The organism is Kineobactrum salinum (genome assembly GCF_010669285.1).
Lineage (GTDB): Bacteria > Pseudomonadota > Gammaproteobacteria > Pseudomonadales > Halieaceae > Kineobactrum > Kineobactrum salinum.
In genome coordinates, this window is record NZ_CP048711.1 from 4,244,802 (window position 1) to 4,265,243 (window position 20,442).

The following is a 20,442-nucleotide window of genomic DNA, read 5'->3' on the forward strand; positions in this document are numbered from 1 at the left end:
ATAATCGGGGCCATGACTGAGCCCGCCACCTTCACAGACCCCGAGTACGCCCAAGTCCGTGGGATCTATGCGTATTTGAATATTGAGGCCCTGACCGTCCAGGAGGAGACCTTCTTCCTGAACCACATCCGTGGGGTCTCCCTGAGCGCGTCAGCGAAAGCGGCCGGCATGTCCCCGACCAGGGGAAAAGAGCTGCTGGGCCGGCCAGGCATGGACAAGCTGCGGGAGTATTTCCGCAACCAGATGATCCAGGGCATCCGCTTCGATATCGACGTGGCGACGAGCATGTACCTGGAGGCGCACCGCAAAGCCTTCAACGCGACCGAAGAGATCAAAGCGACCGACAGCCTCGCGAAGCTCCACATGCTGGGCGGGTTCGCCCCGGTGCAGGTCATCGTGCGTGAGCAGGAGACGAAAGAGGCCGAAGGCCGCGACATCACACCCCCGAAAACAACCAAAGCGCTCGAACGTATGGACGAGGTGGCGTTGATGCGCCTTGCCGATATGGACGGGCTGAATAGCCTGGACCCCGTGGCAGATGACGACGACACAGGTTCAGGGACACAGGACGGGGACGAGCCGAGCGCTGAACCCCAATGGGAGCTAGTAGATGACTGATGAAGCACTAGGAACCGCGCCGAGCGTGTCACTGGCCGATGTGCGGGCGAACATGGTCAACGTGGAGATCGTGAAGCACGTGTCGAAGTCGGGGCAGATCCTCCGCTGGGCAGTGATCGAGGCCCAGAACGGCTTCGCGGTCACTGGCCGGCCCTCCTGCGCCGTATCGGCCGAGAACGACAACGCTGCGAAGGGGGAGAAGGTCGCCATCGAGAACACGGAGAACGAGATGTGGCCCCTGATGGGCTACGCGCTGCGCGAGAAACTGCAGTCGTGAGCGACCGCCGCGATCCAGAGCGCCTCGGGCGTTACCTACACGACTACTACGATGACAAGCTGATGCTGGTCGTAGACCGCTACGCTGATGGCGCCTTCATGAGCAACGCGGTGCTGTATCCGGTGCTTTTGCTGGCCGGCTGCGGCGTCGCTGCACTGTTGAAGATCCTCGTTAGCGCGTGACAGAGGCTGCTGCCAAGCTCGGTCTACTCTCTGCTGAGGAGCTGGAGCGGCGGGATAACGACCCGGAAGTCCTGAAAGAGATCCGGCGTGACCGGAAGGATCGGTTGGCCTTCGGCAAGCGGCTCAGGGAGCAGGAGGAGGCCGAGCGGCAGGCGCTGCAGGACCGGCCGGCCGAGCTGGCCCGCCGGGAGCTGGCCCGACGCGCCCTGTGCCAACAGAACTTCCTGCCGTTCGTGATGCGGTTCAGCCCTGAGTATGACCCGGGTTGGGTGCATAAGGACATTTGCCGGAGGTTGGAGCAGTTCAGCGAGGACGTGGCGGACCGCCTGTCACCGCGGCTGCTCCTGACCATGCCGCCCCGGCACGGTAAAAGTGAGCTGACCAGCAAGAAGTTCCCGGCGTGGCACCTGGGCAAGTTCCCCAAGCACGAGGTCATGGCGACGTCCTACTCGGGTTCGCTGTCGATGGGCTTTAGCCGGATCAACCGGGAGATCCTGCGGGACCCGGCATACCACGTGCTCTTTGAGACGCGCCTGAGCCACGACAGCCAGGGCGCGGAGGCGTGGACCACGACCGAAGGGGGTGGGTATACGTCCGCCGGCGTCGGGGGTGCGATCACAGGTAAAGGGGCACATGTCCTGGTGATCGACGACCCGGTCAAAAACCGGGAGGACGCCGAGAGTGAGGCGTCGCGCGAGAACACCTGGAACTGGTACACCTCGACCGCCTACACCCGCCTGGCGCCCGGCGGCGGCGTCCTGGTGATCTTGACGCGCTGGCACGATGACGACCTCGCCGGCCGGCTGATAACGGCCATGGGCGAGGGCGCAGACCAGTGGGAGATCGTGAACTACCCCGCTGAGGCGAAAGAGGACGAACCGTACCGCAAGAAGGGTATGGCGCTGCACCCGGCCCGGTACGACACCAAGGCCCTGCGCCGCATCCAGAAGATGATCGGCCCGCGAGATTGGGCAGCGCTCTACCAGCAGGACCCGGTGCCCGAGGAGGGCGCGTACTTCAACCGGGACAACATCGTCTGGTACGACTACGACGACCCGGTCTCCCTGCCGCCGGCCGACACCATGGTCGAGTACAGCGCCTGGGACTTGGCCATCGGCCAGCGGCAAGAGAACGACTTCAGTGTCGGCGGCGTCGTGTCGGTTGACCAGCATAGCCGCCTCTGGGTGCGGGACGTGTGGCGCGGGCACTGGGGCGCCAAGGACCTCTGCACCAAGATCCTGGACCTGCACGTGAAGTGGCGCTGCAACATGTACGGGATCGAGAAGGGGATGATTGAGATGTCGATCGGCCCGTTCCTGGAGGAGATGAAAAAAGAGCGAAAGCTGTGGGACTTCTATTACCACGAGCTGAAACCAGGCAAGCAGGACAAGGTGGCCCGGGCACGCGCCATCCAGGGCATGTTCGAGAGTGGCAAGGTCCATATCCCCTACAACGCGCCGTGGACCGATGCCTTCGTCAACGAGCTGTTGCGCTTCCCTACCGGGGTCAACGATGACCAGGTCGATTTCATTGCCTGGATTGGGATGATGCTGATGGTCATGGCGCCGGCCACGCTGATCAAAAAGAAGAAGCCCAGCTGGCGGGACAAATTAGCGAAGTTCAAGGTGAACGACACCACCGCAAAAAGCGCCATGAGCGCATAAAGGAGAACGGTATGAACTACTACAAAACAGGCACGCGGTTGACAGTGGAGACGGCCAGCAACGGCTACCTGGTGGCCACTGAGAAAGGGCGCTTCGTCGTGGAGTCCCTGGAGAAGCTGGTGGCTCTGATCCTGTCAACCACGACCAACCAGGCTGAGGTGGATCGGCTGCAGGGCCAGGACGACAAGGAGGACAACTCATGAGCCTGGGCGGGACGTTGGTCCGCTGGCTGCGGAGCCTGTCCGAAGGGACCTACCAGCATCGCAGCAGGGCGGAGTTGGTTGCCGCGGGAGAGGATGGGGACCAGCCATGGTTCGCTACCGGTGAGGCACCCCCGACCACGGTCTTGACGCCTTTCGGTGAGGCCCGGGCAGTGATGCAGGAAGGGTTGGCCCAGGACCCAGACCTCCGACATAGCTACGTAGCCAATATCGCCATGCGCATGTACGACCGCTCGCAAGAGCTGAATATCTCCGACCCCAGCGACTGCAATGAGCTGGCGGACGACCTGATCACCCTCATATTCGAGACTTGAAAATGACAGAACGCGGCGTACCGGAAGACAGGGCTGAGGCCACGGTTCCCAAAATTCAGCGGGAGGAACAGAGCGCGCTGGAGGAATGGGACCGGTATGTGCGCGCGAAGGATCTAGGCCATGAGAAGTACATGGCCCGGGCGCGCAAGCAGGACGACTTCTACCGCGGCGAGCAGTGGGACCCGGCCGACAAGGCGAAGCTGGACAAGCAGGGCAAACCTGCGCTCACGATCAACCAGGTCTTCCCGACGATCAACGCGATCCTGGGGGAGCAGATCACCCGCCGCGCCGACCTACGCTTCAAGCCGGCGAAGGATGGCAGCGAGGAAGTGGCCACGGTCATCAGCAAAGTCATCATGCAGATCCTGTACGAGAATGACTTTGACAGTAAGGAGTCGGAGGCGTTTGCAGACGGGATCATCGAAGAGCGCGGATACTACGACATCCGCATGGAGTTCGACGAGAACCTGCAGGGTAGCGCCACCATCACGGTCGAAGACCCGAAGGATGTGATTCCAGACCCCTATGGAAAGGACTACGACCCGGCGACCTGGCAGGAGGTCACCAAGACCCGCTGGTGGTCGCTGGACGAGGTCGAGCTTGAGTACGGCAAGGAGCAGCGGAACAAGGTCGAGCACATTGCCCGCAACGAACGCACCCGAGGTGAGGACTCGTTTCGATACGAGACTTCCTTTTCTGACGATGACGCAGCGGCCAACAGTCACGCGGAGTGGTGGGGCACCAAAGCTGCGAACCGCCAGGTCCGCTCTGTCCGAGTAATCGAGCGCCAGTTCTACCAGAACACGTTGGTGTACTACTTCGTAGACCCGGCAACGGGCGACAGCAAGAAGGCGCCTCCGGGCTGGAACCGGGAACAGCGGCGCGCGTTCGCATCCAAGACCAAGCTGTTCCTGCACCAGAAACAGGAGAGACGTATCCGGTGGCGCGTGTCGGTGGACAAGGTCCTGCTGCACGATGATTGGTCACCTTACAACACCTTCACGATCATCCCGTATTTCGCGTTCTTCCGTCGCGGCCGGACCATGAGCGCGGTGACGAACCTCATCAGCCCCCAGGAGAACCTGAACAAGTTGTCCAGCCAGGAGCTGCACATCGTGAACTCCACCGCCAACAGCGGCTGGATCACGGAGGTTGGGTCCCTGTCGAATATGACGGCAGAGGAGCTGGCGAGCAAAGGCGCGGAGACCGGACTGGTCATCGAGAAGAACGCTGGCCGCGAGAGCCCGGAGAAGATCAAACCCAACACGGTACCGTCCGGGATTGACCGTATAAGCCAGAAGGCCCACAACAACATCCGCCAGATCTCAGGCATCAACGACGGGATGCTGGGGCTTGAGTCGGCCGAGGTGTCGGGCGTAGCGCTGGCGTCCAAGGAGAAGCGCGCGCAGATCCAGATCCAGGTCCCGATGGAGAACCTGGCGCGCACCCGCAAGCTGGTCGCCAGAAAATTGCTGGAGCTACTGCAGCAGTTCTACACCGAACCTCGGCTGATGAAGATCACGCGGCCGATGCCCAAGCCCGGCGAGTCGGAGGTCGAGGAGGTGGAGATCAACACGCCCTCGCCGGAGGGACACATTATCAACGATATCACCGTCGGCAAGTACGAGGTGGTGGTGTCGAGCCAGCCGAGCCGCGACACCTTCAACGATAGCCAGTTTGCCGAGGCAATGAGTCTCGTGGAGATCGGTATCCCGATCCCGCCCGACCGGATCATCGAATACTCGAACCTGGCAGACAAGCACGCCCTGGCTGAGGAAGTGCGCGCTATGACTGGTCGCGGCGAGCCGACCGAAGAAGAACTGGCACTCCAGCAGCAGATCCAGCAGATGGAACTGATGACCATGCAGCTGAATCTGGCGAAGCTGGAAGGCGAGGCCATGAAGGTCCGCGCCGAAGCGCAGAAGCTGCTGGCAGAGAGCGGGGCGATCCCGGTCGAGCTGGAGCTACAGATGGTCGAGCTGGAAGCGGACATCCAGAAAGAGCGCGAAGGCTTCGAGGTCCGCAAAGAACTGGCCCTGACCAACGCGCGCAACCAGCTCGAAAAAGTCTTGATGCAGGCGAAAGCCAAGCAGCTTGAGCAAACCACCGCGGCGGCGCTCGCGCCCCGCACCCCCGTAAGACCACAACGATAGAGGAACCACCATGGGTACCATGAACGATGACCTGGGCGATAACCCCTACTTCGGCGCGAGCACCATTGAGGAGGAGCTGACCCCCGAGGAGGCGGCTATCTACGCAGAGGAGATGGGCGAGGGCGGCGCCCCTGGCGATCTTGAGGATGACCTTGAGGAGGAGGGTGGCCCTGAGCCGGAGCCGGAGCCGGAGGCAGACCCCGAGCCGGAGGCCGAGGCAGACCCCGAGGCAGACCCCGAGGCAGACCCCGAGGCAGACCCCGAGGCAGACCCCGAAGGGGAGCCGGAGCCGGAGCCGGAGCCGGAGCCGGAGCCGGAGCCGGAACCCGAGCCGCAGCCCGAGAGAGGCATCCCGAAGGGACGCCTGGACAGGGAGATTGCGAAACGGGTTGCCGCCGAGGAAAGGCTCGCCGCACTGGAGGCCGCCGGCAAGGTAACGGCAGCGACTGAGGACGACACTGATGTCGATGTGACTATCGACACTGATGCGATCACCCGCGCGATGGACATGAACCTGGACGGCAAGAACAGCGAGGCTGCAGCCATCCTGGTCCAGGAGATGCAGAAGGCCGTCCAGCAAGGGGTCCGGGCGGGGAGGGCGCAGACCCGGGCAGAGATTGAGGCCCGCAGCGAGCAGGCAGTGGCAACTGCTGTTGGCGAAGTAGGCGCGCGAACTGTGGCGGAGCAATACGCCGCTGCGGTCGACCAGGTTGAGGCGGACTACCCAGTGTTCAACCCCGACAGCGCGGAGTTCGACAATGAGCTGGCGACTGAGGCCATGATCCTGCGGGACAGCTACCTCCAGCGGGGTACTCCCAGACGGAGGCATTGACCCGGGCAGTTGACCGCACCATCCGCCTGGAGCGGCCGGAGCTGATCAAAGGGGCCGAGGAGGAGAGCGCTGCCGCTACAGACACAGCAGCTGCTACAGCGGCCGCCACTGCAGCGACCAAAGCCGCCGAAAAAACGGTGAGCCAGCGGAAAGCGAACGCGGCCGCAGCTGCAGCCCAGCCCACACGCGCTGGAGGTAAGCCCAATGCGCAGGAGGATGCAGGTACGCTGAAACTGGACACACTCACGGAGGAAGAGTTCGACGCTTTGCCCGAATCGACCCTCGCAAAATTGCGGGGCGACGACCTCCTATAGGAATGGAGCGGTGGGACCGCTCGCCCTAAGTTCTTTGGGGCGGGCGTTTTTTCTTTAGCAGATACAATGAGCTATGCCTTAATATAGGTGATACCTATATCGTGCTCTTCCGGTTGGAGCCTAAACAACTGAGATCGAGACAACCTCTGCGTTAGTGAGGACCCCTCCGGCCGGGGCATGGCTGAGATCGGCGGCCCACACGACAGATGGGACGGTTCAAGGTAAGCCCCGAGAGTGCTGCCGCAAGTAGTTATCGAATCGTCAACAAGTGAGGTAGGCCACAATGGCTGATACTAATTTTACCGAGCTGACCACTGAACGAAAAAAAGTGTGGTCACGCGACGTCTGGAAAATCGCACGCAACAACTCCTTCATGTTCAATTTCGTCGGCAACGACGAGAATGCTATGATCCAACGCATCACCGAGCTGACTAAAACCGAGCGCGGCGACCAGGCTGTTATCACGCTGATCCCCGATCTGGAAGAAGACGGCGTCGTGGGCGATGCGGACCTGGAAGGCAACGAGGAGGCGATCAAGGCATACGACCGAGTCATCACCATCGACATGCTGCGCCACGCCAACCGTTCCAAGGGCAAGATGTCTGAGCAGAAGTCCATCGTGAACTTCCGCAAGACCTCGAAAAATGTCCTGGGCTACTGGCTGGGTGACCGCCTGGACCAGATGGCGTTCCTGACTATGTCGGGTATCCCATACACCCAGAAGAACAACGGCTCTTTGCGGACTGTGCGCGCCACTAACCTGAACCTTTCAGATCTGGCCTTCGCGTCCGACGTTACTGCACCGACCTCCGCACGTCACCTGCGCTGGGACTCTACTGCAGGTGCAGAGGGTGATCTGGCTGATGGCGACATCACCGCAGTGGTTGCCGGCGACACCCCCACATACCGCATGATGGTGCTGTCGAAGGCCTATGCCAAAGAGCAGTATATCAAGGGTATCCGCGGGCCGAACGGGCAGGAGATGTACCACTGCTTCGTGACCCCCACTGCCATGTCCAAACTGAAGCTGGACCCCGACTACATCGCGAACGTCCGCCACGCCTTCCAGCGCGGCGAGAAGAACCCGCTGTTTGCCGGCACCACCTCAGTGATGGCTGATGGCCTCATCATCCACGAGTACCGCCACGTGTATAACACCCGCGGCGCTACCACTGGTTCTTCGGCGAATGCGGGCGCTGCCGGCTACAAGTGGGGTGCGGACGCGGACGTGGTAGGCCAGCGGATGCTGATGTGTGGGGCGCAGGCCCTGGGCTTCTGCGACCTCGGCGCTCCTGACTGGAACGAAGAGTGGTTCGACTACAAGAACAAGGGCGGTATCTCGGTAGGCAAGATCTTCGGCTTCCTGAAGCCGGACTTCCACAGCCCCGTGAACGGCTCTGATCAGGATTTCAGCATCCTCTGTATCGACACCGCGCAGTGATAGTGGTAGCGGCCCCGCCTTCGGGCGGGGTCTCTTCATCCTAACCGAATGGAGACCGAAATGGCTCAAGAGAAACCTGCAGCAGCCCCTGACGCGGCTGCCCCCAAAGAAACATCCACCCCCGTTGTTGATAAAGACCGCGCACGCACGGTGACCTGTAAAGCGGACCTCCGGGTCGTGACAGACTCCTTGGGCGTATTCTGTCTCAAAGCAGGGGTACCACGGACACTGAATGCGAAGCTGGTTTATGCCGCACAAGGCGCAGCCGCTAAACAAGAAGTCGACATCGAGATCAAGTAATGCCTTTTCCGGCGTCAGCTGTTTTTTCACGTGTCCGCGACATCGTCCAAGACGTCGCGGGACCCGATGGACTGACCCGGAACTTATTCGTTGGGTCAATGATGGCCTGCACGCCATGATGGAGATGAAGCCCCAGGCTTTCAGCGCCGTCGTGGCGGCACCACTGGTGGCTGGAGCCGAGCAAACGCTCGCCGCCGCACACTACCGCCTCTTAGACGTACCGGGCAGCGCGGTGACCCGGGTCGCCAAGAACCACCTGGACGCTGAAGATATGGGATGGGAAGGCGGTGAGGAATCCGCGACGCTATACCATTACTGCTACGACGAGAATACACCACGCATCTTCTACGTGTACCCGCCTGTGATCGCTGGCACCGAGCTGCGGATCACCGCAGCGGTATACCCAGACGAGGTGACTACTGATGAGAGCGAGATACCTCTCCCGGAGACGTACCTACCCACGATCGTGGACTACCTCTTGTTCCGGGCCTATGGGAAGCACAGCAAAGCCCAGGGTAACGAGCGCCGTAGCACGGAGGCGTTCACGCGCTTCGCAGGCGGTATGGGCGTAAAAGCGACCAACCTGGGACAGACTTCACCGAACACTACAGAGGTAGGCAGCTGATGGCTTTGGCCCAATACACGGAGCTATTCCCCGACATCCAGCCGGTAGTAATGGCCTGCCCTCGCCCGGCAATTGTGCGGGCGCTCCAAGCCGCAGGACAGGCCTTCTTCCAGGAATCGCAAGCCTACATCCACACGATCGACGAGCTGATGTACGGCGAGGACTACGAGGTCCTGGTCCATGACCTGCCGGAATACACGCGCCTCGTCGCGCCGCTGGAAGTCACCGCGGGCGGGCAGAACCCGTTGAAGACGACGAACCCCCGCCTGTTGGCTATTGAGTACCGCGACTGGCGGGCAGAGAGGGCAGCCCTCCCGAGCTACGTCATGTTGGCGGACAACTCGATGGACACCCTGATAGTCGCCCCGGCGCTGCGAGCCGGGAGCCAGGCGGTCAGCATCCTCGGCCGTGCGGCTATTAAGCCGACGCGCCGCGCCCCCGGGGTAGAGGAGTCGGTCCTGGATGAGTTTAGCGACGGCCTGGTGTTCGGCGCGCTCTCGAACCTGCTCGGACAGCCGGGGAAGGAATGGTCGGACGCTCGCAAGGCGGCGACGTATACTCAGATGTTCTACGAGGAGATCGGCAAAGCGAAGAATCTGGCCCGCCGGGGAACACGTCCCGGTTGATGTCCACCGGCTATGGAGGAATCTGATGCTGGTGTTGAGGCGGGTAGAAACAGCTCACACCGCGGATGCGATCGACTTTGCAGCCATCTATATCGCGCGAGCGTTACAGCATGATGGGGGAGAGAATGACGTCGACGGAATCAGTGACGAGTTAGTGTCCGGGGGTCTCACGCTTTGGCTGATTATCGACGAAGAAGCGCGCATGGTGGTAGGTGCGGTCACGACCGGGTTCGTGCAATACCTGGAGAAAGTGACGATGGAGATCCGCACCCTCTCCACGATAGTGCCCAGAGAACAGTGGGTCCCTTTGTTCGACATACTGGTGGAGTGGGCGCACGGGCACGGATGCGCTGAGATTGAAATGACTGGACGGCCGGGATGGAAGAAAGTCCTTCCTGCCCTGGGTTTTGGAGAACGGTCTGTGACTATGGTCAAGGAGGTCCGCGGTGGCTAGCTCGCCCTCGAAACAGAAAGCCAGCGCGCAAGAGAAGCTCGCCGCCGAGACGGCAGTGAAGGACTTGAAGCGCCACGAAAAAGCGTTCAGGCCGATTGAACAGGCGGCTATCAAGGAGCTGACTAACGCCGACGCAGGCGCCCGTAGCGAAATGCTTTCTAGCCGAAGCAATGCTGACCTGGAGGCGGCGTCAGCGGCCGCCAAGGAGAAGGGCTTCAGGCAGCTGACCGAGAAGACCGGCGCTTCCGGCGCGGCGCGGATGTCGCTGGCGAACAACGCTGCCCTCACGAGCGAAGAAAAAACCGGACTCAGAATCGCCGCTGATCAGGGCGCTCGTGACAGTATCGACGCGGACACGCTGAACGTGATCAAAACTGGACGGGACACTGCGCGGGGCGCGCAGTCAGGGCTGACCCAGGCGGCTAGAGTGGCGAACAAAAACGCCTCGTCCAAGCTCCAGGCACAGGCAACGAAAGACGCTGCGAAAGCAGAAGCGATCGGGGGCGTAGTCGGCGCCGGCGCTGCGCGTGGTTATGTTGAGTACGACCGAGCAACAGCGCGGAAGGGTGCCAAACTAGGCCCCGACCAATTCGGCCCTCCGCAAGGTTTTCGGGTTCCTGATGAAGAACTGTCTGGCTTTGGCACTTTTCTCCGTAAGAGGCTGACATGATCTCTAATGGAATGTTCACGGCGAGCAACGACCTGATGGAACGGATTACCGCCGGGACCAACCAGATTGGGACCGACGGTAGGCCTCCTGTTCGGTATGACGCGAACGACCCAGAGGCCACCCTGGCCTCTGTCAGCAGGCGTCAACGTGAAAACTACGAAGAAGACTATATCCCGGTCGAGGACCGCGCCCTGGCATCGTTGCGGGACATGTCCATCATCAACGATGCGAAGGAGCGAGTTGGGAAAGACAACTCGGTAGGGATCGGGAAGGCTCGTAGCTCGCGGGAAGCGGCACGCTATGGTTTCCGGCAGACCAAAGCCGAGAAGGAGACCCAGAACGTCGGCATGGCGCTGAACAAGGCCGCCGGCTCGGCGGACAACGTGAACAATGCGCGCCTGAACCAGTTTGACCGCAACGTGGGCTTCCGCAACGAGATGATCAACATCGGCCGGGGGGTGATGTCGGCGGGCAATGAAGGGATGGCCGAGGCGGCCAACTTGAAAAGCAACCGCGATAACGCCAACCGCCAGGCAGCTGCAGGGGCCAAAGCCCAGAATACACAAATGCTCGCGTCGATGGCCATGATGGCCGCGGTGATGATGTAGGGAATCAGGTATGCGAAACATCGGTAATGGGTTGGCGCAAGGCGGACTCCGTGGGGCCGGGATGATCCTGGATTACACGCAGCGGCAGGAGGGTTTGCGCCAGAACGAAGACCAGTTCAACCGAAGCCTGGAAGCCCGACGTGCCGAGGCAGGGATGGCCCGGGATGCGCGCGCCAGCGAGTTTGATCGGACACTCGAATTCCAGAAAGAGCAACACGGTGCTAATCACGACCTCGCCTTGGCGGCGCAAGCTCTCAATGAGGAGAAAGGAGCCGCATGGATCAGGGCGACGAACGCGAGAGCTTCTGGCGATGAAGAGGTAACGCGGCAAGCTGCTGAGACCTATAACAATGCGCGGGTAGCCGCGGATTCGACGGTCCTCAAAGTAGATCTATTCAACAAGCACAACGGGGATTGGGCAGCAGCGGAAGAGGACGAGATCTTCGTACAGCAGGGGATGACAATCCTGAATGACGACCCTCGGTTCAAGGAGATTATAGGGAGTGGAGGGTCTGCAAACGACGCCCGGCTAGTCTACGATCCGGGCACTGGTATGGTGCTCGTTGAGGGTAGGGATAGTAAGGGGAGCCCCGTAGCTTACACCGCGAACCGTGGGAAGCTCGACGAGGGCGACACCCCCATGATGGTCCCCTTTAAAACCGCAATGGCAATAGTTATGGCGGAGGGTGACCGTTATGGCTCTCCGCAGATCGCCGGTTTGGAAAAGCAGATCCCCCCTGGCTATGAGGGGTTGGACCCTGCGCAGGCTTTTCAGAAAGCCCGCACTGAGACTGAGGGTTATGACCCAGAAAAGGCCCGCGCGAACGGGGACCTGAACGCGCCTGATCCAGAAGGGATGTCAGCGGACGAGCTGGCAGAACCTGGCTCTCCCCAGCACGCACGCCTGCTCGAACTGGAAAAGCGCTCGGGGCAAATAGACTCCGCCGTCGCACTCCCTGGGCAGCTGTATGACAAGCTCCCCCAAGGTTTCCGGGACGGAGTAGGTGTCGCGAACAAAGTGGTATCAGGGGTCACTGACCTTGTTACCGGCCGGGCTGGAGGCAACTTTACCCGGGGGATGGAAGACCTGCTCACGACCAAAGACCAGTTAGCAACCCTCCGCCAAGACCTGTACACCGCAGGTCAAGCCCCCGGGCGAACTGACCCAGCAGAGGGACTTCGAGCTGCATCAGAGCAGCAAGCGCCGCAGGGATACCAAGGCGAGAACGCTCTTAGCGAGCAGGGGCTCCGCGTCCTGCGTAACGCACAGCTGAGCGGGAATAACCCCGAGGTGGCACTGCGCACTGCCGAAGGCAATACCGCGATACCTCAGAGCGGGGTGGATCTAAAGCGCAACTTGATTGAGCAGGGGCTCCTTGGTGCGGACGGCGAACCCGTGCCGGCTCCGACACTACAGGTGCCTATAGTCTCCCAGCGGATCTTGCATGCGAATATCCGAGATGCGTTTATGCCTGCTGACCTGATGAACAGTAAAGACGCCAATGGTAAAGCGATGGCGAAGTCACAGTACGCTGATTTCGGAGAGGAATTGGCTGAGAAGCTCATGAACCCGAACACACTGCAGGCGTTTAACCAGACCTTCCCGGAGGCGGCACTGTCCCCTGACGGGTCGGACTGGGATAACCCAGGGAAGGTGCAAGCCTATATCGAATGGGCTCAGCGCATCGGAATAGCTGGCGCGAGTAAACAGCGCCCTGCCCAAGAAGGTAGCCCACTCCGATCTTTCACTGAATAAGGGCGCTCATGTCGAGTTATCTGGATACGATAGGCTCCATACGCCCTACAGCACCGGAACAACCAGGCACTTTCAGCCGGGCCGTGGACCGCGGCGCAGATCAGATGCAGGGCAGCCTGTACGCTGTGACCAACGCGCTGGGCCGGCTGACGGGTATCGACGCTGTCGAAGCCTGGGGCGAGGAAGGTGTCCAGCGGAACATGGAGCAGATCGCGGCCAACCCGCCGGAGATCCACAGCTGGGATGATGTGGACGGCCTGGCGACGTTTGGCACCTATTTCTTGGAAGCACTCGGTGAGCAGGTACCCCAGCTAGGGGCCGATCTGGTGGCAGGGGCCATCGGCGGCGGCATCGCGGGGGTTGCAGCGCGCCGAGCTGCGCTAACCGTGGGGCAGAAAGCGGCTATTGGCAAAGGGCTCAAGCGCCAGGTCGGCGAGAAAGCCTACGGGGCCTTCCGCGCGCGGGTGAAAGGCAGAAGCCCAGTGGATATGGGCGCGGCGGCCGGGGTACTGGCGTCCAACTTCGCCCAGAATTCGGGCGAAACCCAGATGGGTTTTATGGCCGATGGGATCGACGCCCCCGGCACAGCCCTCATGGCTGGCGCGGTCAAGGGTGCGCTGGACACTATCGCGCCGCTGCAGGCCCTGGCGATTGCCAAACGAGCGGGCGTCCCGACGAAAGACCTCCCCAGCTCATTGCCCGCATCGGTGCCGACGCCGGTATCACTACCGCTACAGAGTCGGTGACCGAAGGCATGCAGACAGTGGTGGACCATATCGCTACTCGCATCCATGACCCTGACTTCGAGATGTTCGGCGACGAGGCCAAGCTCGAAATCCGCGAGGCGATGATCAAAGGCGGCCTGGTCGGCGGGACCCTGGGCGGTGCTGTCTCGGCCGTCAAAGAGGGGACGCAGTTCCGCTACGACCCCGACGGCCTGGGCGGTGAGATCGACGCAGCGATTGACGAAGCGGCCGGGGGTATCGACGAGGCGAGCAGCATTGACGCCACGGTGCGGGCCGCGATGGACCCGGACCGCGGCACCCACATGGATGCTGAGTCGCAGGAGACCATTGACGCGCAGATCAGGGCGATGATGGACCCGAGTTCGAGCAAGGATAGTGTCGAGGTGACCGCTGGCTCCCCTCAGCCGTCCGAGGCTCTCCTGGAGGAGGGGGTGCTCCAGGCGCCGACCGAGAACGGCGTGGCCTATACGACTAACGCCGAGAAGCGCGCAGCCATTCTGGAGGAGGGAGGCTCTGAGGCGCTGATGGGGGAGGTACTGTTCAACACCCCCGGAGGTAAGGAAGACACGGACGGTACCGCGGTTATCGCCAACGATGCTGACGGCAACCCGATATTCGAGAGAGCCACCAACCAGCAGAACCTGGGGCAGGACCTCGCGGAAGCCGAGCGGCAGAAACCAGAAGGCGGCGCTGTCGAGGTTACGGACGCTGCGACGGTGCTCCAGCGCCGGGAGGCGGCGCGTGCTGAACCGGCCGAACCCGAGACTCAGAAGGTATTCGACGACGAGCCGACTGCGCGAGCGCATGCACGGGTATTGGATGCGAGGGCGCGGAAGACCGATACAGGGGAAAATACGGCGATCGGGTATCAGGTCGTCCCCCTGGAGGACGGACGCTTTGCTATAAAACTCCCCGCACTTCGCGCGCGCGAGGATCGCCCCGAGAAGTCCGGCGCTGTCGATGGTTCCATCGCAAAGCTGGCCCCTAAAAAACCCGCTGCCTCCGCTCCACGTGGAACAGAAGAGGACCCTATCGAGGGCGGGGCGTTCGCCTCGATCAGGATGGCCCTAAGGGAACTCTACCCTGACCAAGAACAGCGAGAAGCGGCCAGCAGCATTTTGCTCGGCGGGAAGCTCCAGAACCCGAAGGCAGAGCGCGCCCGGGTGAAAGCTATGAACAGGCTGGGGGAAGTGGTAGACCGACTTGAGCGCGAGGCCGCCGAGGGGGAGACCGGGGGCACAGCGACGTTGATTGCCCCGCAAGATACCGAGGCACCGGCCCAGGACACCCCCGCTGCGGCTGATGATGCCCTGGACGACGACCCGAACGCGCAGACCCGTGAGGACCTGATCCGTGGAGACCTGGTCGAGGGCGCAGATACCCGGCCCAAAGTGCGGATTGAAGTAAACGGCGTGGACGGGGAGCGCCCCCGCCGATACAAAAACTCGAAGGACGCAGAGGCCCGGGCGAGCCAGTTGAATGAGGACAGCGAAGGTCCGCTTGCCTACCAGGTGAGCAAGACAGAAGAGGGGGAGTTCATCGTAGCGCGGCCGAGAGGCTACGCCTCCCTCGAAATCGCATTGCGGGCTATCAGAAACAACCTGGCCGACCAATACACGGTCGCCGAAGATGCCGATATAGCAGCGGGCGCGGTAGAGGTGGACCTACTTCCCACGAGCGAGTCGGTGGGGGATGCTCGGCTGGTGCAGCGACAGGTGACCACCGACGAGGAATACCGCAGCATGTTGCTCAACCTAGCGACAAGCCGCAGTGACGAGGGCTACCGCGCCTTACAGGAGGACGCCCCTGGGATTACGAAAGCTATCGTTAGGCGGGTTTTCGCCAACAAGGGCACAGAGGTAGAACAGCAACTGGTCGATGCGGCACTCGCAGGCGTGAAGCGGAGAGTCCCAGGCAAGCGATGGTTTATCGAGGACGAGATTCTTCCGACCCAGTTAGCGGGTTCGGTAATGATCAACCTGCCGCAGGAGCTGCGGGCACATCTGGATAAGGGTGTGACCGAGATGACGGTTGCTTCAGCAGTAAAGGCTTTGCTCTCCTGGGCACCGGGCCGCGTTGGCGGGCGGAGGAAGCTGGGCCGCACGAGGAATATAGCGGGGACAGATAGGAAGATCGAGACCGAACCTGATTGGGAGAGCCAGTTCCTGGCCCTACGCAGTACTGAAGATAGAGCCTCGGGGATAGTCCTGCTGGCGCCGGATATCACCTCACTGGGAAGGGAGATAAACATCGCCGAAGGCAGGAGCACGGAACTCACGGAAACAGAGATGGCCCTCTCGGCCTTCGAGACCGGGTTGGCGGTGCTTGCGGAATACGGCGATATGCTCCATGACGGGGATATACCGGCGGAAACGATGATCGGTGCGGGGCGCAAATGGATCATAGGTAAAGGGAAGGGCACTATCCTTACCTACGGCCGGGCGCGGAAGGAGCAAGCGGCGACTTTTTTACGTAAGCGCAGCAATTCCGCCCCGGGCATCAGCCGATCCGAAGACGGGTCGGTACAGCTAAGCGCTTACCGGGACGAGGATGGGGAGCGGACAGGGCAGGCGACAGATCTGATAGGCGGCGACCGCATCGCTGAGTTCTCCGAGAGCAACTTCATCGAGCGCGATGAGATCCAGGGCGTCGATGGCGTAGAACATATCCAGAGCGGCGAGATCGTAGGCTATGACCTGGTGAAGGGCCTGATCCTGCGCAACGACATTGAGGAGGGCATCTATCAGGCGAGCCCGACCTACCAGAAGACGCGGGTGGACCAGGCGACGAACGCCGCGCATGCAGCAGGGCAACGCGAGCGGAAAGAGGGGAAACTCCCAGAGCGACCCCAACCAGCAACGACATCGGATACGGCTGATGCGGCATCTCGGCGCCGCACGGCCCAGGACCGTCGAGCGGAAGCCTTGCGGAACCGGAAAGAGGCGTTCGAGGAAGCAGCGGGGATCAACTTTCGGGCCGAGGAGAACCAGGTCAGAGGTGAACTGGACGAGGCCACGCTGACCGCTGACCGCGAGGCTGAACAATCGACGACTGGCCTTTCGGAGCCTAAAAGTGGCGAGCCGCTGGGCCGGACGCTCACCTACGGAAGACGCATGGGCAAGCATGCGGCGAACTTCACCCAGGGCATCTTGAACGAACTAGGGCTGGGCGACCTCGGCCTGGTGATAGCCGACCCAACCGCAGTGGACCAACTGTTCCGCGCCGGACATATCACGGCGGGGGAGCAGGCCGCTATCGAGCAGAAGTTCCAGGACCCGGGCCAACTAGGGGTGTTCATCCCAAAAGGGCGTCAGGGCGTGATCGTCGTCAGGCCACACCAGGACCGCGCTGAATTCTTGGCGCGCTTGGGTCATGAGGTTGGGCACGGCGTATACAATTCTCTGCGAGGAATAGTGGATGCTCCGACAACGGTGATGGAGGGCCGTATCGCCCGGGTGCTCCTACAAGCGTTTGAGGCAGAGAGGGAGAAGGACGGGGCCTATTCAGCCCGCGGCGGGTTCAAAGAGTGGTTCGCAGATAAGATCAGCGCGCGCGCGCGAGGGGAGGTTACCAGCAGAGACCGAGGCCTGGCTGAGCGGTATTTCCGCAGCAGCGTCGATACCTTACGCAAAGCGTTCAACGCGATCAAAGGCAGGCTGCACCCCCGCATGACCCGCAGCATGAAGTTCGAGCAAGCGATCGAGATGTACAAAGGCGAGAACGTGTTCGCGCGCGCCAAGAGCTTCGGGCTGGGGCCGATGGAGAACATGACCCAGGCGGAGCAGGAATACTTCGACGCCGGGGAGGCCCTCAAAGCTGCAGTGAACCAAGCAGCTGCGGAGGCGACTACCCCCGCACAGAATACCGACCAGGCTGTATTCAAGAGGGCTGAAAGTCTCTACGCGCGGTTCATGAAGGACCCGATCGAGGCGCTGGCAGGGACCAGTACGGCGGGGATCTTGTTCGACCAGGACAACAACCTGCGTGGGATGGGGCTTCATGAGTTGGCGGATGCCTTCTACAAGAAGAACAGCTCCAAGGGGAACAACACCGCGGTCTTGAACCAGATCGCCCTGCAACAGCGGCGGTGGGTTGGGCGGCTCCAGAAACTGGTCCCCCGGAATGTCCAGGGCGGCGCCCTGCGCCAGGTCTATGACCAACTGAACCGGCAGACGCCCGATAAGGAGCTGACACCGACGGCGCTGGGCATCCGCAAGCTGCTGCGGAGTTATCATAAGTATCTCAAGGAGGCGATGCCGACTCTAGGCAACGTGGAGAACTACTTCCCCCGACTGTACGACGTGAACGAGATTATGGGGCGCTCTGACGAATTCGTCCAGATCTTGGCCGCCCGTGGGTTCCGAGACGCCCAGCAGGTGTTCGAGAACATCACGATGAACGACCAGATCAACGCACCGGACGGCTTCATGAGTGTCCGGGCGAGGATCGGCTATGACCGGCGGATCGACCAGCAGACAGCCAACGCATTGATCGACGCAGGCTTCCTGAACCCTGACCCGATAGCGGCGCTCAGCAGTTATTTCAGCGCAACAGTGAAGCGGGCGGAGCGGGAGCGGCGGTTCGGGGGCTACAAATACCTGAACAAGGCAGAACTACCCAGCACCATCGAGAGGCACTACCCCCAGAAGAGCGGCCGGATCGCTATGCACGCAACGAGCGAATCTTGGGCGAGTACCTGAAGCAGTATGGGTTCGAGACCAAGGCTCAGGCCATAGAGCAGGGCTTTCTGCGCGAGCCTAATGAAGGGCTGTACGAGTGGTATGACCCGGAGCTGGGGCTCAAGGACTTGGTGACGCGCTCGGTTGAAAGGCAGGGGGAAGGCATGTCGCCCCGCCAAAAGAAAACCCTGGCGATGCGCACGGACAAGATCATCAAGAACTACATGGAGCGGCCAGACAAAGCGCTGGACCCCAAGAGCCTACGCTATAACCTGATCGGGGAGGTCCGCGCCTTCGAGTCGCTCGGCACCCTGCTGTTTTCTGGTGTCGCGAGTATCCCGGAGCTGGCGGTGGCGTTTGTACGGGCGAAAGGGGAACTCAACCTCCGGGGCTTTGCCTCAGCACTGTTCAACAACGTCCAGGATTTTTCCGAACTGCGGGAGTTCGCCGAGGCAATGGGCACGGTGGACCGCAACATCGCGGACGTTATGCTTACCGAAATGTACACGCCCTATGCGAGCGAGATTGGCCGAGGGCGCTTCTTCCGTAGAGCCCTCCCGTACCTGTTCCGATACAACATGAACGAGCCACTGGTGAACTACACCCGGATGGTCTCAACCCAGGTCGCTGTCCAGTTTATTAGCCAGAGCAGCGTGAAAGCAGGCGAAGGGAGCAAGCGACACGAGAGATACCTGGAGGAGCTTGGCCTGGACCAGGCAGTAGTGAGGCGGTGGCTGTCAGACGCCACGTTCAAGGGCACGAAGGAATCTTTAACGCAGGGTGGTATGGGTCAGCACGCGCTGGACGCAGAGCATGTCCGCGATGGCATCAACCGCTTCGTGAACGAGTCAGTGCTCCGCCCGAGTGTGGCCGAACGGCCAACCTGGGCAAACCATCCGCTGGGCACCTTCATCTTCCACCTGAAGACCTTCGCCTACTCGTTCAACAAGAACGTGCTGGGAGGCTTGGCCCGGGAGGTAGCGGCGCGGCACAAGGAGAACCCGACCGCGGCAGCTGCAATCGCGGACAACGCGGCCCTGCTGGCCCCCGGCCTGTTGCTGTTCATGCTGTTCGGGGCGATGAGCGATGAGCTGCGCAACCGTATCAAGTCGTTCGGGGCGGAAGGCAGCTACGAAGCGAACGACGAAGATTGGACGGATATGGTAGCGAAGTGGGCTGACCGCACCGGACTGTTCACCAGTGCGCCGTTCTTCGACCCGATCTACGATACGGTCACCGGGGACCCTAGTGCTAGCAGTTTCGCCTTCGGGATGGGGCCAACAACCAGTCACCTCTACGACCTATTCGGCGACGGAGAGGGGATCAGCGGCGATGAGGCACTGAAGAGCTTGCCGCTGCTGCGGCAGATCCCCGCCCTGCGCGGCGAAGGGAGGGTGAAGGAGACTGGCCCTGAGCGGTGGATGTACTCCAACATGGTCCGGGTCCAAGAGCGTAAGCCAGAGCGCCGGCAACAGGCGCCCTATACCGCGCGCGTGATTGGGGTCCTAGACGGGGACACGGTGGAGATCAGCCTCCCGGATGGGGGAACGGAGAGGGTCCGTCTGTTCGGAATCGACACCGCTGAGTCAAGCCAGCCCGGGGGTGACGCAGCAGGGGCGGCGCTGAAGGCGATGATCTTGGGCAAGAACGTGGCGATCCACTCCTATGGCAAGGAGCGGCACGGACGGAACTTAGCCCGGATTCTTCTGGGTGGGAAGGATATCAACGCCGAGATGCTGCGGACAGGGCATGCTTGGTACACGCACACCTACGCAGACGAGATGCCCGCGGGCCTACGGACGATCTACGCCGAGGCCGCGAACAGGGTCAAGGGAGAGAATAAAGGGGTCTGGGCCGATGAGTACGCGATCAACCCCCAGGACTGGAGAGCGATCATGAGTAAATATAAACGCGGGCAGTGACCTTCGCTTCGAGGTAAAATATAGGTAATACCTATGGCAT

20 protein-coding genes are annotated in these 20,442 nt (G+C 61.5%); all 20 read left to right on the forward strand.

The window, feature by feature from the left end:
* The first annotated feature begins 75 nt into the window (after positions 1 to 75).
* The 20 genes from G3T16_RS18870 (at position 76) to G3T16_RS18965 (ending at position 20,402) form a co-directional block, all read left to right on the forward strand.
* Entirely contained in the window at positions 76 to 618 is a 543-nt protein-coding gene (locus G3T16_RS18870) for a hypothetical protein (protein ID WP_163496584.1), read from the forward strand.
* The gene (locus G3T16_RS18875; RefSeq protein WP_163496585.1) at positions 611 to 895 is read left to right on the forward strand and encodes a Gp49 family protein; all 285 of its coding nucleotides are present in this window, start codon (positions 611 to 613) and stop codon (positions 893 to 895) included. Before G3T16_RS18870 ends, G3T16_RS18875 begins: the two co-directional genes overlap by 8 nt.
* Positions 892 to 1,077, forward strand: coding sequence for a hypothetical protein (locus G3T16_RS18880; RefSeq protein WP_163496586.1), 186 nt, complete (start codon positions 892 to 894; stop codon positions 1,075 to 1,077). The genes G3T16_RS18875 and G3T16_RS18880 overlap by 4 nt, the downstream gene beginning before the upstream one ends.
* Positions 1,074 to 2,741, forward strand: a complete 1,668-nt coding sequence (gene terL / locus G3T16_RS18885) for a phage terminase large subunit (RefSeq protein WP_163496587.1) — start codon at positions 1,074 to 1,076, stop codon at positions 2,739 to 2,741. The genes G3T16_RS18880 and terL overlap by 4 nt, the downstream gene beginning before the upstream one ends.
* Positions 2,742 to 2,752: 11 nt before the next feature.
* Entirely contained in the window at positions 2,753 to 2,944 is a 192-nt protein-coding gene (locus G3T16_RS18890) for a hypothetical protein (RefSeq protein WP_163496588.1), read from the forward strand.
* A complete protein-coding gene (locus G3T16_RS18895; RefSeq protein WP_163496589.1) occupies positions 2,941 to 3,276 on the forward strand; it encodes a hypothetical protein in 336 nt (111 codons plus the stop codon). The genes G3T16_RS18890 and G3T16_RS18895 overlap by 4 nt, the downstream gene beginning before the upstream one ends.
* Positions 3,277 to 3,278: 2 nt before the next feature.
* Positions 3,279 to 5,429: a portal protein gene (locus G3T16_RS18900; protein WP_163496590.1), complete on the forward strand. Its 2,151-nt coding sequence runs from the start codon at positions 3,279 to 3,281 to the stop codon at positions 5,427 to 5,429.
* Positions 5,430 to 5,439: 10 nt separating this feature from the next.
* Positions 5,440 to 6,261 carry a hypothetical protein gene (locus tag G3T16_RS21350; RefSeq protein WP_197911752.1) on the forward strand — a complete coding sequence of 274 codons (822 nt, stop codon included), beginning with the start codon at positions 5,440 to 5,442 and terminating at the stop codon, positions 6,259 to 6,261.
* Complete coding sequence (locus G3T16_RS18910; protein ID WP_163496591.1) at positions 6,258 to 6,575, forward strand: hypothetical protein; 318 nt, start codon at positions 6,258 to 6,260, stop codon at positions 6,573 to 6,575. Before G3T16_RS21350 ends, G3T16_RS18910 begins: the two co-directional genes overlap by 4 nt.
* Before the next feature lie 283 nt (positions 6,576 to 6,858).
* The gene (locus G3T16_RS18915) at positions 6,859 to 8,016 is read left to right on the forward strand and encodes a phage capsid family protein (RefSeq protein WP_163496592.1); all 1,158 of its coding nucleotides are present in this window, start codon (positions 6,859 to 6,861) and stop codon (positions 8,014 to 8,016) included.
* A gap of 60 nt (positions 8,017 to 8,076) precedes the next feature.
* Positions 8,077 to 8,316, forward strand: coding sequence for a hypothetical protein (locus G3T16_RS18920; RefSeq protein WP_163496593.1), 240 nt, complete (start codon positions 8,077 to 8,079; stop codon positions 8,314 to 8,316).
* Positions 8,264 to 8,941, forward strand: a complete 678-nt coding sequence (locus G3T16_RS18925) for a phage adaptor protein (protein ID WP_332102903.1) — start codon at positions 8,264 to 8,266, stop codon at positions 8,939 to 8,941. Before G3T16_RS18920 ends, G3T16_RS18925 begins: the two co-directional genes overlap by 53 nt.
* Entirely contained in the window at positions 8,941 to 9,567 is a 627-nt protein-coding gene (locus G3T16_RS18930) for a hypothetical protein (protein WP_163496595.1), read from the forward strand. Before G3T16_RS18925 ends, G3T16_RS18930 begins: the two co-directional genes overlap by 1 nt.
* Positions 9,568 to 9,592: 25 nt before the next feature.
* The gene (locus G3T16_RS18935; protein WP_163496596.1) at positions 9,593 to 10,021 is read left to right on the forward strand and encodes a hypothetical protein; all 429 of its coding nucleotides are present in this window, start codon (positions 9,593 to 9,595) and stop codon (positions 10,019 to 10,021) included.
* Positions 10,014 to 10,691, forward strand: a complete 678-nt coding sequence (locus G3T16_RS18940; RefSeq protein ID WP_163496597.1) for a hypothetical protein — start codon at positions 10,014 to 10,016, stop codon at positions 10,689 to 10,691. Before G3T16_RS18935 ends, G3T16_RS18940 begins: the two co-directional genes overlap by 8 nt.
* Positions 10,688 to 11,299 (forward strand): hypothetical protein, encoded by a 612-nt coding sequence (locus tag G3T16_RS18945; protein ID WP_163496598.1) that lies wholly within the window; start codon positions 10,688 to 10,690, stop codon positions 11,297 to 11,299. The genes G3T16_RS18940 and G3T16_RS18945 overlap by 4 nt, the downstream gene beginning before the upstream one ends.
* Before the next feature lie 61 nt (positions 11,300 to 11,360).
* Positions 11,361 to 13,055, forward strand: a complete 1,695-nt coding sequence (locus G3T16_RS18950; RefSeq protein ID WP_163496599.1) for a hypothetical protein — start codon at positions 11,361 to 11,363, stop codon at positions 13,053 to 13,055.
* Between the two features lie 8 nt (positions 13,056 to 13,063).
* Positions 13,064 to 13,801 (forward strand): hypothetical protein, encoded by a 738-nt coding sequence (locus tag G3T16_RS18955; RefSeq protein ID WP_163496600.1) that lies wholly within the window; start codon positions 13,064 to 13,066, stop codon positions 13,799 to 13,801.
* 8 nt (positions 13,802 to 13,809) lie between these two features.
* Positions 13,810 to 18,501: a hypothetical protein gene (locus tag G3T16_RS18960; protein ID WP_163496601.1), complete on the forward strand. Its 4,692-nt coding sequence runs from the start codon at positions 13,810 to 13,812 to the stop codon at positions 18,499 to 18,501.
* Positions 18,486 to 20,402, forward strand: a complete 1,917-nt coding sequence (locus G3T16_RS18965) for a thermonuclease family protein (RefSeq protein ID WP_163496602.1) — start codon at positions 18,486 to 18,488, stop codon at positions 20,400 to 20,402. The genes G3T16_RS18960 and G3T16_RS18965 overlap by 16 nt, the downstream gene beginning before the upstream one ends.
* Positions 20,403 to 20,442: the final 40 nt, after the last annotated feature.

What these genes read in the sequence shown, in the direction of transcription:
- G3T16_RS18950 (WP_163496599.1), top strand. Translation starts at nt 11,361, where the DNA reads ATGATCCTGGATTACACGCAGCGGCAGGAGGGTTTGCGCCAGAACGAA.
- G3T16_RS18915 (WP_163496592.1), top strand. Translation starts at nt 6,859, where the DNA reads ATGGCTGATACTAATTTTACCGAGCTGACCACTGAACGAAAAAAAGTG.
- G3T16_RS18955 (WP_163496600.1), top strand. Translation starts at nt 13,064, where the DNA reads ATGTCGAGTTATCTGGATACGATAGGCTCCATACGCCCTACAGCACCG.
- G3T16_RS18930 (WP_163496595.1), top strand. Translation starts at nt 8,941, where the DNA reads ATGGCTTTGGCCCAATACACGGAGCTATTCCCCGACATCCAGCCGGTA.
- G3T16_RS18875 (WP_163496585.1), top strand. Translation starts at nt 611, where the DNA reads ATGACTGATGAAGCACTAGGAACCGCGCCGAGCGTGTCACTGGCCGAT.
- G3T16_RS18890 (WP_163496588.1), top strand. Translation starts at nt 2,753, where the DNA reads ATGAACTACTACAAAACAGGCACGCGGTTGACAGTGGAGACGGCCAGC.
- G3T16_RS18935 (WP_163496596.1), top strand. Translation starts at nt 9,593, where the DNA reads ATGCTGGTGTTGAGGCGGGTAGAAACAGCTCACACCGCGGATGCGATC.
- G3T16_RS18895 (WP_163496589.1), top strand. Translation starts at nt 2,941, where the DNA reads ATGAGCCTGGGCGGGACGTTGGTCCGCTGGCTGCGGAGCCTGTCCGAA.
- G3T16_RS18925 (WP_332102903.1), top strand. Translation starts at nt 8,264, where the DNA reads ATGCCGCACAAGGCGCAGCCGCTAAACAAGAAGTCGACATCGAGATCA.
- G3T16_RS18960 (WP_163496601.1), top strand. Translation starts at nt 13,810, where the DNA reads ATGCAGACAGTGGTGGACCATATCGCTACTCGCATCCATGACCCTGAC.
- G3T16_RS18945 (WP_163496598.1), top strand. Translation starts at nt 10,688, where the DNA reads ATGATCTCTAATGGAATGTTCACGGCGAGCAACGACCTGATGGAACGG.
- G3T16_RS21350 (WP_197911752.1), top strand. Translation starts at nt 5,440, where the DNA reads ATGGGTACCATGAACGATGACCTGGGCGATAACCCCTACTTCGGCGCG.
- G3T16_RS18920 (WP_163496593.1), top strand. Translation starts at nt 8,077, where the DNA reads ATGGCTCAAGAGAAACCTGCAGCAGCCCCTGACGCGGCTGCCCCCAAA.
- G3T16_RS18900 (WP_163496590.1), top strand. Translation starts at nt 3,279, where the DNA reads ATGACAGAACGCGGCGTACCGGAAGACAGGGCTGAGGCCACGGTTCCC.